The sequence below is a fragment of the Carbonatibacter coralli genome (assembly GCF_039592655.1).
Classification (GTDB): Bacteria; Pseudomonadota; Alphaproteobacteria; order Kiloniellales; family Kiloniellaceae; genus Carbonatibacter; species Carbonatibacter coralli.
On record NZ_JBBUTJ010000008.1, the window covers coordinates 19,315 to 33,356 of the forward strand.

Consider the following 14,042-nt stretch of genomic DNA (forward strand, 5'->3'; position numbering starts at 1 on the left):
ATTACAAAGAGGTAATGGCTGTCAGTCTGCGACACCGCCACGTTCTTTGGACCAGCCGTTGGGATCGTTCAGGAAAGAGCGTACTTCCCCGATCTGGTCGCCGACCAGATAGCCGCGTTCCTCTGCAACGTTCAGTGCATCCCACCAGGTGGCAAGTGCGTGCAGCTTGACGCCGACCTCTTCCAGGGAGGAGACAGACTGCGGGAAAATGCCATAGTGGAAGAAAACAAAGGTGTGGGCGATTTCGCCACCGGCCTTGCGGATGGCTTCGACAAAGTTGATCTTTGAACCGCCATCTGTTGCCAGGTCCTCGACGAGCAGGACACGGCTGCCTTCGGGCATGTGACCTTCGATCTGGGCATCGCGTCCGAACCCTTTCGGTTTCTTGCGGACATAGAGCATGGGAAGACCCATGCGCTCAGCGATCATGGCAGCAAAGGGAATACCTGCTGTTTCACCACCGGCAATGGCATCAAGGGACTCATAACCGATATCGCGCTGGATCAGATCAACGGCAAGATCCATCAGTTTGGCTCGGGCGCGCGGGAAAGAGATGATTTTGCGGCAATCAACGTAGACAGGGCTTACACGACCGGATGTGAAGGTGAAAGGCTCATCCGGACGGAAGAGGACAGCTTCGATTTCCATGAGGATGGAGGCTGTCGTACGGGCTGTATCGCTGATTTGCGGGGCAGCAGTGTTCATTGTTGGACCTCTCGAGCAGGATCAGTGCTTTTTGCACACAGGATAGCCTTTCAGGCGTTGCCTGTTCTTATCCTGTCTTTTGTCAAAGCGCAATGCTTCAGGCTGTTTCTCTGTCATGGCCCATAAAGTGCGCAATCATCTCCTGAACTTCCGCTCCGTTTTCGACCTCGAAGAAACCGACACGACGGCGTTTGGTGACCTGCCGGTTGCTGTGCTCGGAGTGTTCAAGACGCTGTGCCGGGGCATTGGTCATCAGATCACGCGCCTGAAAGACGACGTCACTGCATCCGTTGTCCAGATCAAAACGTTCGAGGGTGTTGCAGTCTTCCCGGTCAAAGGACAAAATCTTCGGATGCAGACGGTCCTTGATGATGATCAGGCGCTGGTTTGTGATGGCGTAAATTGTCCGTCTGGCCTTGAAGGCTGCTTTTTCAGGCTCGCTGAGCAGATAGTAACCGACCAGGAGAAAGGGCAGGCCAAGAGGCGCAAGGATAATGATTTCAGGATTGTAGTCCGAGAAGGTGGCAACCAGTGTTGTCGCAATCCAGATCGCGGCCCCGCAGAGCATGTAGAGGCCAACATGCGCTTTTTGCTTGGCACGCTGAATGCGCTTTTCCGGGTGAGGTCTGGCGGCCCAGATCAGCGTCTCTCCTTCCCGGAGCTCCTCTGTAACGCGCTCCTTCGGGTCTTCATAGGCTTTTATCATCCTGATGCTCTCCTGTTTTTTGCCCCTCTTCAGAGAGGTTTTTCCGGCTTTGCCGGTTTTTTCAGGGGCGAGCTGTCAAACCTCCATCGACAACAAGCTCGGTTCCTGTGATGTAGCTGGACAGATCCGAAAGCAGGAACAGGCAGGCGTTTGAGATGTCTTCAACCTCGCCTGCACGTCCCATCGGAATCACGCCTTCTGTTGCAGTCTGTATGGACGGGTCCCTGATCCATCGGTCCTGCATCGGGCTGACGGTCGGGCCCGGACAAACGGCGTTTGACCGGATTGCATGGGCCGCTCCTTCCATTGCCGCTGTCTTGGACAGGGAGATCATGGCTGCCTTTGAGGCCTGATAGGCCAGTTGCGGCTTGTCATCTCCTCTGAGGGCCTGTGTGCTGGCAATATGAACCATGGAGCCGCCGGAGGCTCTGTCCGTGTAATTCGCCCGGAACAGCGGCATGGCATAGCGCACGGTCAGGATCATGGACTTCAGATTGCTGTCCAGGACATCCTGCCAGGCAGACAGGTCACTGTCTTCGAAGGAGCGGTCACGATCAAACCAGAGCACTCCGGCCGCATTGACCAGATGATCAAGCGTGCCAAAGCGTTCCTGCAGGATCTGAAAGGCCTCGGCAACAAAACCTTCCTGTCCGGCATCCCCTTTCAGAAAGATTGCATTGTCCGGGTATCTGGTGAGCAGATCCGGCTCAAGAAGGCCCTGTTTGTCGAGCATGACGACCTTTGCGCCACAGGCAAGGAGTTCGCTTGAAATTCTGAGCCCCATACCGCTGGCTGCACCGGTCACCAGGGCAACCCTGTTCTTGAAAAGGTCGGGATGGCTTGCAGAAAAGAGGGTAGGCGTCGTCATGGGATAACCGGGGTTGTTCTTTCAGGATTGTGAAATCGCAGTGGTGCCGGAAAGACCGGTTTTCTGCGACGTATCATCCGGTTTATCAAGTTGCCCGGGATCTGTGTAGCCTTTTGTGATGGCGTATTCCTCTTCGGGGGAGAGAACCATGTTGTGTCGTGCGTGAAACTGGTAGTAGACACCGCCGACGGCAAACCAGATCAGGCAACCGATCAGGCCGGGAATGTTTTCCGGAACCATGAGCATGGAGATGATTGTCACAACAGCAATGGCGATCGTCACAATGGCCCCGGCGTTGCCCAGCGGACTTTTGTAGGGGCGTTCTATGTCAGGCAGTTTCCTGCGGATGGCAATAAAGGACAGACACTGGAGGCTATAGCTGATCAGGGCTGCAAAGACAGCCATGTTCAGGAGAACAGCGCCGGTTTCCATGTCGCCGAAGATGGCTGTTCTGGATTGGACGAGGATGGCAACCAGATACCCGGCAATTCCACCTGCAACCAGTCCGATGTAGGGGGTCCCTCTTTCGTCCAGGGTGAGGGAGAGGAACTTGGGATAATAGCCTGCGCGCGAGAGGGAAAAGATGTTGCGCCCATAGGCATAAATGATGGTGTGAAAGCTGGCGACAAGCCCGATCACTGCGATCAGGGAGAGGATCAGGGACCCTATTCCGTCTCCGTGAAGTGATTTGAAGGCTGTCAGAAGAGGCTCCGTGCTCTTGCCGATCAGGGCGGCGCCGGGTGGAATGCCTGCATTGAGGAAAAGTGTCAGAAAGGCGACAACAACAAGCGTCAGCAACCCGACGATCAGCGCACGGGGGACGTCTCTGACAGGATCACGGGCCTCTTCGGAAGCAAGGGGGATCTGTTCAATCGCCAGAAAAAACCAGATGGCAAAGGGCAGAGCCAGAAAGACACCCTCCCAGCCGAAGGGCAGCCAGAGCGAGGCATCGGGAGAAGCCGGCTGGAAGTTCAGGGCATGATCCAGGGAAAAGTAGGGCAGGGCACCAACCCAGAAGACAATGAGGATCCCCAGAGCGAGAAAGGTGAAAACGATTGTCAGGGCAAAGACGATGCGCGTGCTGATGATGTTCAGACCAATGAAGAGGGCGTAGGATATGAGCCACCAGAGCTGGTCAGTCAGTCTGATCTCAAAGAGTTCTTCAAAAATGGTGCCCATGTAGTGTCCGATCCCCACGACGATGACAGCAGGAGTCAGGACATATTTGATGGTGTCAGCCATGCCTGCCAGCAGACCACCCCAGGGGCCAAAGGCCGTTCTGGCAAAGGAATAGGCGGCTCCGGAATGGGGCAGGGCCGGGGAAAGTTCTGCCAGACAGAAAGAGAGACCGAAGAACATGACGGTGATGAGAATGGTCGCGATGAAAAGGCCGCCAAAGCCGCTGCTGGAAAGGCCGAGGTTCCAGCCAAAAAAATTACCGGAGATGACAGCGGCAACGCCAAGAGCCCACAAAGAAAAAAAGCCGGCCTGCCGATTGAGGATGCGATTGTGAAAGTAATCACGCTCCTGTTTCTTGTATGTCACCCCGTTAATCGTTTTGCTTTCCATTACAGCGCTCTCCCTGCTTTCTGTAACTTTATTTCTCTTTTTTATCTCCCTGATTGCTTCAAGTGTCTAATGCCTTGTCTTTTTTTTCAAGCTGGCAATTCCAATAACCTGTTCTTTTTTGCGGAAACTTCGCGAAATCAGGATTTCCTGGTCTTCTTGGGTTTCTTCCGGTCGGGGTGAGTGGTCGTGCAGATTTCGCACACTGTGCCATCGCAACCGCGGGCTGTGCAGTACTCCCGGCCGTAAAAAATGATTTGCAGGTGCAAGTCATTCCAGCGGTCCTTTTTGAAAAGGCGCTTCAGATCCTTTTCGGTTTGTTCGACAGACCTCCCGTTGGTCAGACTCCATCTCTGGGCAAGGCGGTGGATGTGAGTGTCAACCGGGAAGGTGGGCACACCGAAGGCCTGGGCCAGAACAACAGAGGCTGTTTTGTGCCCGACGCCGGGGAGTTCTTCCAGCGCGTCCATGTCGACGGGAACCTCGCCGTTGTATTTGTTGACGAGGATGTGTGACAGCTCTGAAATGGCTTTTGATTTTCTGGGGGACAGGCCACAGGGGCGAATGATCTGCCTGATTTCCTCCACGTGAACCTCTCGCATGTCGAAGGGATTGTCTGCCCGGGCGAAAAGTGCCGGAGTGATCTGGTTGACCCGTTCATCCGTGCACTGGGCGGACAGCAGAACCGCGACGAGCAGGGTGTAGGGATCCTTGTGATCCAGGGGCACGGGAACAACGGGATAGAGTTCTGCAAGTCTCTTGTCGATGTATTCAACACGTTCTTTTTTAAGCACTATTCTGTTTTCCTTGCGGTGTTTCGAATTTTACATAAAGGCAACGCAAAACTTCTTTTCAAATCAAGAACAATTGTGTTTTTTCAGCATTCCGTAACCCATTTTTAAAGCTTTTCATGCATTTTTCCGATCTAAGGAATGCCCTCAAGGATAATAATAATGGCTATTGATACAGGAAAGAGTGTGATGAACGATTCTGTGAAACCTGAAGGTCATGGGGTTGATGCTTCCGATGAGAAGCATGAAGAGGTTGTCCCCCTCAAAACCTTTCTGGGGTCTGTGAAAGTTTCCAGCCGCATTTACTCTCTGGTTGCTATTGGTGCGATTGCGCTTGTTGTGATTTGTGCCATCTATTTCTTTGCGAATCAGCAAATTCAGTCCGGTCAGAAAAAACTCGCTGCGTCACAGGAGCTTTTGCAGAGTGTCGAGGCCTTCGGGGCCGGTATGACAACGCTCGCTGTGAACGAGAAAAACCACCTGCTGACCGGTTCACTTGATGATGAAGATCTCTTCTGGGATCAACTGGATCGTCAGCTGAGTGCTCTGGAAGCCCTTGCAGCCTCCAATCCCGATGATGCTGTCTTTCAGGAGCATCTTGTTGTTCTGAAAACCGGACTGGAGAGTTACGAAGGGCTTTTTGACGAGGTGATCAATCTGAAGCTGCAGATTGGTATCAAGAAAACAGACGGTCTTCAGGGCAAGCTGAACCAGTCGGCTTCGCGCATTGAGCGCACACTGAAAAAGGAAGAGCAGACAGAACTGCTGGTCGCCTTTATGGGGCTGCGCCTGATCGAACGTGATTTTGTTGCCTCCAAGACCCAGTCAGAGCGGGAACGTTTTGAAAAGAGCCTCCCGACCTTCCAGAAAACGGTTGAAGACTCTGAAGCGGAGCCGAAAACCGTCAAGAAACTGGTGAAGGCGATCAAGAAGTACGCCAGGGCTTTTGGCGGATATGCCGATACGGTTCAGGATCTCGGGAAGCAGAGTGCTGATCTGGTGTCCGTATACACAGGACTTCTGCCGACGATCGATACGATGAAATCCGAGGTTCAGGCCCGGGTGTCTGCTGTGAAGATTGAAACGGCAGAAGTTGAAAGGAATGCGCAGATTCTGATCCTTTCTGTTGCGGCAGTTACCTTTGTTCTGTTCCTCATTCTTGGCCTGATGGTGCTGAAATCCCTGACGGGCCCGGTTCGGGCCATCACACAGGCAACGTCACGTCTGGCGGGGGGAGAGCTGGAAACAGCCATTCCTGCTGTTGAAAACCGTGACGAAATTGGCGAGATGGCGCGTGCCCTGCTTGTCTTCAAGGACAACCTCCATCAAAGAGCCCGGGATGAGCAGGAGCGCAGGGAACAGTCCAGGGCCCGCGAAGCCCGTGCCAGAAAGCTCGAGACACGAACGCAGGACTTCAACAGTTCCATTGCGAATGTTCTGGCCGGTCTGGACACAGCCACACGCAATATGGGATCAACGGCCAGCATGATGACTTCGGTGGCCGAGGAAACAAAGGTCCAGTCTTCCGCTGTTTCCTCTGCATCGGAGCTGGCTTCAAGCAACGTTCAGACTGTGGCCTCGGCTGCAGAGGAACTGTCAGCTTCTGTTGCCGAGATCAACCGTCAGGTCCGCACCTCTGCCGATGTTGCGATGAAAGCAGCGGACGAGGCGGAAAGCTCCAGTCGTTCCGTGCAGGAACTGTCCGAGACAGCCAACAAGATTGGCGAGGTGATCGGCCTGATCAATGACATTGCGGATCAGACAAACCTGCTGGCCCTGAATGCGACCATTGAGGCTGCCCGTGCCGGTGAAGCCGGGAAGGGTTTTGCCGTTGTTGCGACAGAGGTCAAATCCCTGGCCAATCAGACGGCGAAGGCGACCGAGGAAATTTCCGCACAGATTTCCGAAATGCAGAACAGGACCAATCACGCTGTGGAGGCAATCAGCGGGATTACGGGCATTATTCAGCAGGTCAATGAAATCTCTTCCAGTATCTCTGCTGCGGTTGAACAGCAGGGCGCGGCAACGCAGGAAATTGCCCGCAACACTGTTGAGGCTGCACGCGGGACGCGGGAAGTGAACGAAAACATTGACGGAGTTCGCCAGTCTGCGGATCAGTCCGGCGAAGCATCTGCTGCTGTGATGTCCGCTGTTTCCGACCTGACGGAACAGGGCAAGCGCCTCAGTCAGGAAGTGGACAGCTTCGTGGCGGATATCCAACAGCTTTGAAGTTCGGCAAGATTGTATATGAGGAACAGGGGCCTTGAAGGATCAAGGCCCCTGTTTTGCTGGAAGGATCTGTGCTGCGGGAAAGAGCGCATCTGATTTGTGAAAAGGTGGGCACTTCGGGAAATGAGAGCCTTTGTTTTTGGAATCACTGGATTATTCGTCTTGCAGGTGGATTGCAGATTAATTATCCAGAGGCTAGAATGGTCCAAAATCAAAAAGCCGGATATGAGGGGTTGCAATGGGTGAGACAGGCAAGGGTACAGCGGCACAGGACCGGGACAGCTTGAGCCCTTCCATGCTTTTGCCGACCGAGCACAGACCACGCATTATTGTGATTGGCAATGAAAAGGGCGGCTCCGGCAAGTCAACAACCTCCATGCACATTATTGCAGCCTTGCTGAATCAGGGCTATGCGGTTGGTTCCATTGATCTTGATGCAAGGCAGGGCACGCTTTCGCGCTATATCGAAAACCGGGAGGCTTCCAACCTGAACCATGACATGGGGCTTTTGATGCCACAGCATCGAAGGGTCTACATTTCAGAAAAGGCGACAGACCAGGAGCGCAAGGCAGAAGACGAGGCCAACCTTGAAGAAGCGGCAATGTCACTGTGGGCCAATGATTATCTGATCGTTGATACCCCGGGAAGTGACAGCTATCTGTCCCGTCTTGGCCATTCACTGGCCGAGGTTCTCATCACGCCAATGAATGACAGCTTTCTGGATATGGATATGCTGGCAAGAGTGGCCATTGAACAGGAAGAACTGAAGCTGACACCCAGCACCTACAGCCAGATGGTCTGGGAACAGCGGCAGAAGAGGGCTGTGGACCGCCAGCCTCCCATTGACTGGATTGTCATGCGCAATCGCCTGTCGCATATCGATGCTAAAAACAAGCGGGATATGGAAGTGCTGCTGGGACATCTGGCCAGACGGCTGCAGTTCCGTCTGGCTCCGGGGTTTGGAGAACGAGTGATTTTCCGGGAGCTTTTCCCCAAGGGCCTGACACTGCTGGATCTGGAAAACCAGCGAACAGGTGTGCAGATGAGCATGAGCCATGTTGCTGCTCGTCAGGAAGTGCGTTCCCTGCTCAAGGCGGCGGGGCTGACGGAAGAACGGGCCTGATTGCCGATATTATTTCCGGTTTTTGAGAAGATCTGAAATTGCCTTTTCCAGCTCGGGAACCAGATCTCTGTGTTTCTTGTGAATGTAGTGATACATGGGCTGTATGGCGATTGCCGGATAAAGTTTCCTGATTTTTACGGATGTGGCCGGATGGTTCTCCAGCAACCTGTCCATGGTTTCCTCGGCCAGAAAGATGATGTCTGTCCGCCCTTCCTGCAGGAGCCTGAGCAGATCGGCAGGCTGTGTCATCTGGTTGCTTCTGGGGTGGTTTGTGACGACCCTGTCCGACCACAGGACACCTCTCAGGCTGGTCAGACGATAATGGCCCAGAATTTCAGGCGTGTATTCCTCGATTTCTCCGCGATTTGTGTAGGCAAAGCCCTTGAGTGTGTGGATGGGGATGTTGATCCTGACAATGTTGCCGATTTTTTTCTCGACAACAGACAGTCTTGCGATTTCCGCATCCAGAATGCCGTCTTCAAGATGGGACAGGCTTCTGTTTGAGGGATGAGGCAGGAAAACGACATCATGTCCGATTTGCTTGTAGGCCTTGCTCAGAAGCGGGATAAGGCTTTCCATCAGCGCGCTGCCTACGGTGTATCCAATCTGGATATGTCCTTTTTCCCTGCTGCAATTTTCTGTGCAGTCGTGTGCCCCGGCTTCATGAAAGACGGGGAGGCAGGCAATCAGGACCATAGCGGCTTTGCGGCAGAAGCCGGCTATTTTTTCCCTGAAACAAAACATTCCGTTGTCGCACTTCTGATCTGTTTTGCATGAACAGGATTGATCATAGGGCGGTGATATTAATTTTTTTATAAGTCTCCCCGTTTTACAGGTTTCCGGGGTTATTTTTCATTTTATTCCCTCGTCTGGAGGATTTCTGCCAGGGCTTTTTCCAACTCGGGAACAAGATCCTCGTGCTTTTTGTGAATGTAGTGGTAAACGCTTTGCTCTTTCGCGGGAGGATTGAGTTTTTTTATGTTGATGCTCTCAAGAGCCTGTTCCTGTTCCAGCATCTTCATGGTTTTCTCTGCCATGAAGATTATGTCGACCCAGTTTTTCCCGAGAATGCGTACCAGCTCCGGGGAGGAGGAGACCTCAAGGGTTTCCAGTTCTTTTAAAAGCTTGTCTGTCCAGAGTATCCCCCTGACCTGGCCAACTCTGTATCTGTGCAGTTCTTCAGGATCAAAGGCTGTGATGTCAGCCCTGTTTGTGTAGGCGTATCCCCTGAAGTGGTGCAGGGGGACATCCACGCGAACCAGATGCGTGTATTCTTCCGGCAGGGCAGAGCTTCGCCCGGCTTCGGCATCAAGCAGACCGTGATCGGCTGATTTCAAGCTTCTGTTGGCCGGGTGGGGTTGAAAAACGGGCGTGATGCCGATTTGCCGGTAAGCCCTGTCCAGAAGCGGCAGCAATTCCTGAAGAAGAAGGCTTCCTTCGACATAGCCGATCCTGAAAGTGTTTTTCTGTTCCTGACACTCACTGTTCTCGCAGGCGTGAACCGGAAGAACGGAAGCCTGCAGGCAAAGAAGAACAAAAACTGCGAACAGTGTCCGGATCGGGTTTGTGTTTCCCGGCTTTCTGGCAGACAGGGTGGTCTCTGCCCCGCGCAAGGGGTTTTCATAAAAGGTGGATTTGAAGCGATAGAAGATCATGACAGGATTATTGTCAGGGGTTGCCTGCAGGTAAAGTCCTCTTTTTACAGGAATATGATTATAGTGATATGGGTCTTTTGAATTTCCGGGCTGGGCAGGGCTGTATTTTCTTGGCAGTCTTCTTACATCTGAAACAGGACCTTTATATCATGCGACTTGAACAGGAGACCTTTTGATGATCCCCATGATTTTGCTGGGGCTTGCCCTGCTGGTTGCGGCATATTTTTTCATGAGGTGGTTTCAGTCTGCATCACCCTCCGAGATCATGAAGCTGGGCAAGATCTCTCTCTTTGTGGTTCTGCTGGTCGTGTCGGTCTGGCTGATTCTGACAGGGCGCTTCTGGTTTCTGGTGGTGTCGCTGCCAGCCATTGCCGCTTTGATCGTGCGGTGGCTGCCGGTCATAAGACTGCTGAAATCCCTTTCTTCCTTCCGGTTTGGAAAGGGGCAAAAGGAAGAGAGCCGTCCCAGCGCGGAATTGTCGCGACAGATGACCAGGGAGGAAGCGCTGGCTTTGCTCGGTCTGGAAGAGGGGGCGTCGGTTGAAGAAATCAATGAGGCTCACAGGCAATTGATGCTGAAGCTCCATCCCGATCAGGGCGGGACGACCTATCTGGCCGCGCAGTTGAACAAGGCAAAAGAAGTCCTGCTGGACGGTTGAAAGATTGTTGCGCTTGTGGCAAGAGAAGGATCGATAACAGCAGACTTCTACTTACGGATTTTTTAATGTCTCAGCGCGTACGCAAGGCCGTTTTCCCTGTCGGTGGCCTCGGCACCCGTTTCCTCCCGGCAACCAAGGCGATGCCGAAAGAAATGCTTCCGGTTGTTGACAAGCCTCTCATCCAATATGCCGTTGATGAAGCGCGTGAAGCGGGCATTGAAGAGATGATCTTTGTAACAGGGCGCGGGAAGACAGCGATCGAGAACCATTTTGACCGTGACATCGAACTTGAGCAGGTTCTCAAAAGTCGCGGAAAAACAGCGGAGCTTGATGATCTTCAGGCGCTGATGCTTGATGCCGGTAATGTGATTTACACGCGCCAGCAGGAAGCCATCGGTCTGGGCCATGCTGTCTGGTGTGCACGCCACTGGATTGGTGATGAACCCTTTGCCGTTCTGCTGGCGGATGATCTTGTTCAGGCTAAGACCGGTTGTCTGAAGCAGATGATTGATCGCTATAATGAAACCGGTGGTCATCTGGTTGCTGTGGAAAATGTTCCGCGCGAGCATACGAACCGTTACGGTGTTCTGGATGTTGTCGAGACAAAAGGCAACCTCGTCAAGGCAAGGGATCTTGTTGAAAAACCTGATCCGGCTGTGGCGCCCTCCACCATGTCCATCATTGGCCGTTATATCCTTGATCCTTCCGTGATCAAGGAACTGGACAGGCACGATGTCGGTGCAGGCGGAGAAATCCAGCTGACCGATGCCATGGCCCGAACCCTTGATCGTGTCGACTTCCACGGGCTGCAGTTCGATGGCACCCGATTTGACTGCGGCAGCAAGCGCGGCTTCCTGGAAGCCACGATTTCCTTTGCCTTGGAACGGCCTGATTTGAGTGATGCTATGCAGGACATTGTGAACCGTTACGCAAAATAACCGGACAGGGAGGCACTCCTGTTCAACTGTTTTTTGCTCTGATTGGATAGATTTAAAATGCGTATTGCCATGATTGGTACAGGTTATGTCGGACTGGTGTCCGGAACCTGTTTCTCGGAATTTGGTATTGATGTTGTGTGTGTGGACAAGGATCCGTCAAAGATCGAGACACTGCAAAACGGCGGAATTCCAATTTTTGAGCCCGGGCTGGATACTCTGGTTGCAAACAACGTAAAGGCAGGGCGCCTCTCGTTCACAACGGATCTCAAAGAGGCTGCGCAGGATGCTGATGCAATCTTTATTGCAGTCGGTACACCGCCGGGGCCACAGGATGGCCAGGCTGATCTGACGTACGTCTATGCCGCCGCCCGTGAAGTTGCCTCGGTTCTGGGCGACAGGCACACCGTTATTGTGACCAAATCGACTGTACCGGTCGGAACAGGGCGTGAAGTTGAGCGCATCATTCGCGAAGAGCGCCCCGATGCGGATTTTGATGTTGTGTCCAATCCGGAATTCCTCAGGGAAGGTGCGGCAATCAACGATTTCATGCGTCCGGATCGTGTGGTCATTGGCGCGGAAAGTGAGCGCGCCCGTGCTGTGATGGCCGAACTTTACCGCCCGCTTTATCTGATCGAGACGCCGATTGTTTTCACCAAGCTCGAGACATCCGAACTGATCAAGTATGCCGGCAATGCTTTCCTGGCGACCAAAATCAGCTTTATCAACCAGATGGCAGATCTCTGCGAGGCTGTTGGAGCCGATGTCCATGATGTAGCCAAGGGGATCGGTCTCGACGGGCGTATCGGACGCAAGTTTCTGCATGCAGGTCCCGGTTATGGCGGCTCCTGCTTCCCGAAAGACACCCAGGCTCTGGCCTTTACAGCGCGTCAGTTTGACAGACCGGTTTCCCTGGTGGAAGACGTGATCCGCTACAATGCCGAGCGCAAGCAGAGCATGGCAGACCGTGTCACTGAAATACTGGGCGGATCCGTTGAAGGCAAAACCGTTGCAATGCTGGGTCTGACTTTCAAGCCGAACACTGATGACATGCGTGATTCTCCAGCGATTGACATCGTTGCGAAGCTTGTCGGAGCCGGCGCGACTGTCCGTGGTTACGATCCGGAAGGGATGGAGGAAGCAAAGAAGGTTCTGGCTCCTGTTACATACTGCTCTTCGGCCTATGAGACCATGCAGGGTGCGGATGTTCTTCTGATCGTGACGGAATGGAACGAATTCAGAGGCCTGGACATGGAGCGTGTGAAAAGCCTTTTGTCTGCGCCGTCCATTGTGGATCTGCGTAACATCTACAACCCGGACGAAATGGCTGAAAAGGGGATTTCCTACAGCTGTGTCGGGCGCCCTCTGAAGGGGATTTCCCATGTCTGATTTTGCGCAGAAAGCCCATCAGCTTCATCCGACGATTGTCCGTGAATATGATATTCGCGGGATTGTCGGGGAAACGCTTTCGGAAAGTGACGCCTACGCCATTGGCTGTGCCTATGGGACGATGATGCGTCGTGCGGGTGGCCTCAAGGCTGCTGTCGGGTTTGACGGACGTCTGACTTCTCCTGCACTGGCACAGGCCCTGAGCGAGGGCATTGCCTCTACGGGAGTGGATGTTGTGCAGGTGGGGCGTGGCCCGACCCCGATGCTTTATTTTGCAGCCTATACCCTTGATGTGGATGGCGGCATTATGGTGACGGGCTCTCACAACCCTCCGACGCACAACGGTTTCAAGATTGTTTTGCAGAAGAAGGCTTTCTTTGGCGAGAGGATCAGAGAGCTTGCCGCGCTGGCGGCCGCAGGTGATTTCGAGCAGGGTCGTGGACAGATTTCCTCCCACCCCATGGAAGATACCTATCTCGGACGCATGCTGGAAGAGGTGCGTTTTTCCGATCCGGACATGAAAGTGGTCTGGGATGCGGGGAACGGTGCAACCGGTGATGTTCTCAGTCGTCTGGTCCGTGAACTTCCCGGGCAGCATGAGACGCTTTTTGCAGAGGTTGACGGTAGCTTTCCCAATCACCATCCCGATCCGACAGTTGCGAAGAATCTTGTTGATCTGCAGAAGCGTCTGGCCGAGGTCGGAGCCCAGGTCGGAGTTGCCTTTGACGGGGATGGGGATCGCATTGGGCTGATTGATGAAGAGGGCGAAATCCTCTGGGGTGATCAGATCATGCTTCTCCTGGCGCTGGATATCCTCAAGGAACGCCCGGGGGCAACCTTTATTGCCGATGTGAAGGCATCACAGGTGCTGTTTGACGAGATCGAGCGTGCCGGTGGCAAGGCCGTCATGTGGAAGACAGGGCATTCCCACATCAAAAACAAGATGGTTGAGTTGCAGGCGCCTTTTGCTGGTGAAATGTCTGCTCACCTGTTCTTTGCAGATCGTTACTATGGCTATGATGATGCCCTCTATGCGGCAATCCGCGTGCTGAATATTGTTGCGCAGACCGGCCAGTCCCTGGCTGATTTCCGCAAGTCGCTGCCCAGGGCGGTTAACACTCCTGAGATGCGGTTTGATATTTCCGAAGACCGCAAGTTTGCTGTTGTTGACGAGGTTGCTGCACGTTTGAAGGATGAAGGCGCGAATGTCTGCGATGTGGACGGTGTTCGGGTTTCTACTGAAGACGGCTGGTGGCTTTTGAGAGCATCCAACACCCAGGCTGTTCTGGTGGCCCGTTGTGAGGCGAAAGATACTGCCGGGCTTGAGCGTCTGCGTTCCATTCTGGCTTCACAGCTTGAAAAAAGCGGGGTTCAGCTTCCTGAATAAAGGCTCTGGTTTTCCAAAGCCTGAAAAGAC

13 protein-coding genes are annotated in these 14,042 nt (G+C 53.5%); 6 read left to right on the forward strand and 7 right to left on the reverse strand.

The features are described from left to right. Positions 1-21: 21 nt before the first annotated feature. The 5 genes from AAAH10_RS14710 to nth form a co-directional block, all read right to left on the reverse strand. A complete protein-coding gene (locus AAAH10_RS14710) occupies positions 22-705 on the reverse strand; it encodes an orotate phosphoribosyltransferase (RefSeq protein ID WP_343564917.1) in 684 nt (227 codons plus the stop codon). Positions 706-802: 97 nt separating this feature from the next. After that, the gene (locus AAAH10_RS14715; protein WP_343564919.1) at positions 803-1,411 is read right to left on the reverse strand and encodes a hypothetical protein; all 609 of its coding nucleotides are present in this window, start codon (positions 1,409-1,411) and stop codon (positions 803-805) included. A 61-nt stretch (positions 1,412-1,472) separates the two neighbouring features. Next, positions 1,473-2,279, reverse strand: coding sequence for an SDR family NAD(P)-dependent oxidoreductase (locus AAAH10_RS14720; RefSeq protein WP_343564921.1), 807 nt, complete (start codon positions 2,277-2,279; stop codon positions 1,473-1,475). 21 nt (positions 2,280-2,300) lie between these two features. Further along, on the reverse strand, positions 2,301-3,848 hold the full coding sequence (locus AAAH10_RS14725) for an amino acid permease (RefSeq protein ID WP_343564924.1): 1,548 nt from the start codon (positions 3,846-3,848) through the stop codon (positions 2,301-2,303). Between the two features lie 137 nt (positions 3,849-3,985). Further along, positions 3,986-4,639 (reverse strand): endonuclease III, encoded by a 654-nt coding sequence (gene nth, locus AAAH10_RS14730; RefSeq protein ID WP_343564925.1) that lies wholly within the window; start codon positions 4,637-4,639, stop codon positions 3,986-3,988. 159 nt (positions 4,640-4,798) lie between these two features. On the opposite strand from nth, the gene AAAH10_RS14735 reads away from it, so the two are divergent. Next, positions 4,799-6,865, forward strand: coding sequence for a methyl-accepting chemotaxis protein (locus AAAH10_RS14735; RefSeq protein WP_343564928.1), 2,067 nt, complete (start codon positions 4,799-4,801; stop codon positions 6,863-6,865). 238 nt (positions 6,866-7,103) lie between these two features. Then, a complete protein-coding gene (locus AAAH10_RS14740; RefSeq protein WP_343564929.1) occupies positions 7,104-7,988 on the forward strand; it encodes a division plane positioning ATPase MipZ in 885 nt (294 codons plus the stop codon). Positions 7,989-7,997: 9 nt separating this feature from the next. Here the strand turns inward: AAAH10_RS14740 and AAAH10_RS14745 are convergent, their stop codons facing one another. Then, positions 7,998-8,567: a type 2 periplasmic-binding domain-containing protein gene (locus AAAH10_RS14745; RefSeq protein WP_343564931.1), complete on the reverse strand. Its 570-nt coding sequence runs from the start codon at positions 8,565-8,567 to the stop codon at positions 7,998-8,000. 278 nt (positions 8,568-8,845) lie between these two features. Beyond that, positions 8,846-9,643, reverse strand: coding sequence for a type 2 periplasmic-binding domain-containing protein (locus AAAH10_RS14750; RefSeq protein ID WP_343564934.1), 798 nt, complete (start codon positions 9,641-9,643; stop codon positions 8,846-8,848). Between the two features lie 175 nt (positions 9,644-9,818). Here AAAH10_RS14750 and AAAH10_RS14755 point away from each other — a divergent pair, with 175 nt between their 5' ends. The 4 genes from AAAH10_RS14755 (at position 9,819) to pgmG (ending at position 14,012) form a co-directional block, all read left to right on the forward strand. Beyond that, entirely contained in the window at positions 9,819-10,301 is a 483-nt protein-coding gene (locus tag AAAH10_RS14755; protein WP_343564937.1) for a DnaJ domain-containing protein, read from the forward strand. 65 nt (positions 10,302-10,366) lie between these two features. After that, positions 10,367-11,239 (forward strand): UTP--glucose-1-phosphate uridylyltransferase GalU, encoded by an 873-nt coding sequence (gene galU, locus AAAH10_RS14760; protein ID WP_343564940.1) that lies wholly within the window; start codon positions 10,367-10,369, stop codon positions 11,237-11,239. A 57-nt stretch (positions 11,240-11,296) separates the two neighbouring features. Continuing rightward, the gene (locus AAAH10_RS14765) at positions 11,297-12,625 is read left to right on the forward strand and encodes a UDP-glucose dehydrogenase family protein (RefSeq protein ID WP_343564942.1); all 1,329 of its coding nucleotides are present in this window, start codon (positions 11,297-11,299) and stop codon (positions 12,623-12,625) included. After that, positions 12,618-14,012 (forward strand): phosphoglucomutase/phosphomannomutase PgmG, encoded by a 1,395-nt coding sequence (gene pgmG, locus AAAH10_RS14770; protein ID WP_343564944.1) that lies wholly within the window; start codon positions 12,618-12,620, stop codon positions 14,010-14,012. The genes AAAH10_RS14765 and pgmG overlap by 8 nt, the downstream gene beginning before the upstream one ends. Positions 14,013-14,042 lie beyond the last annotated feature (30 nt).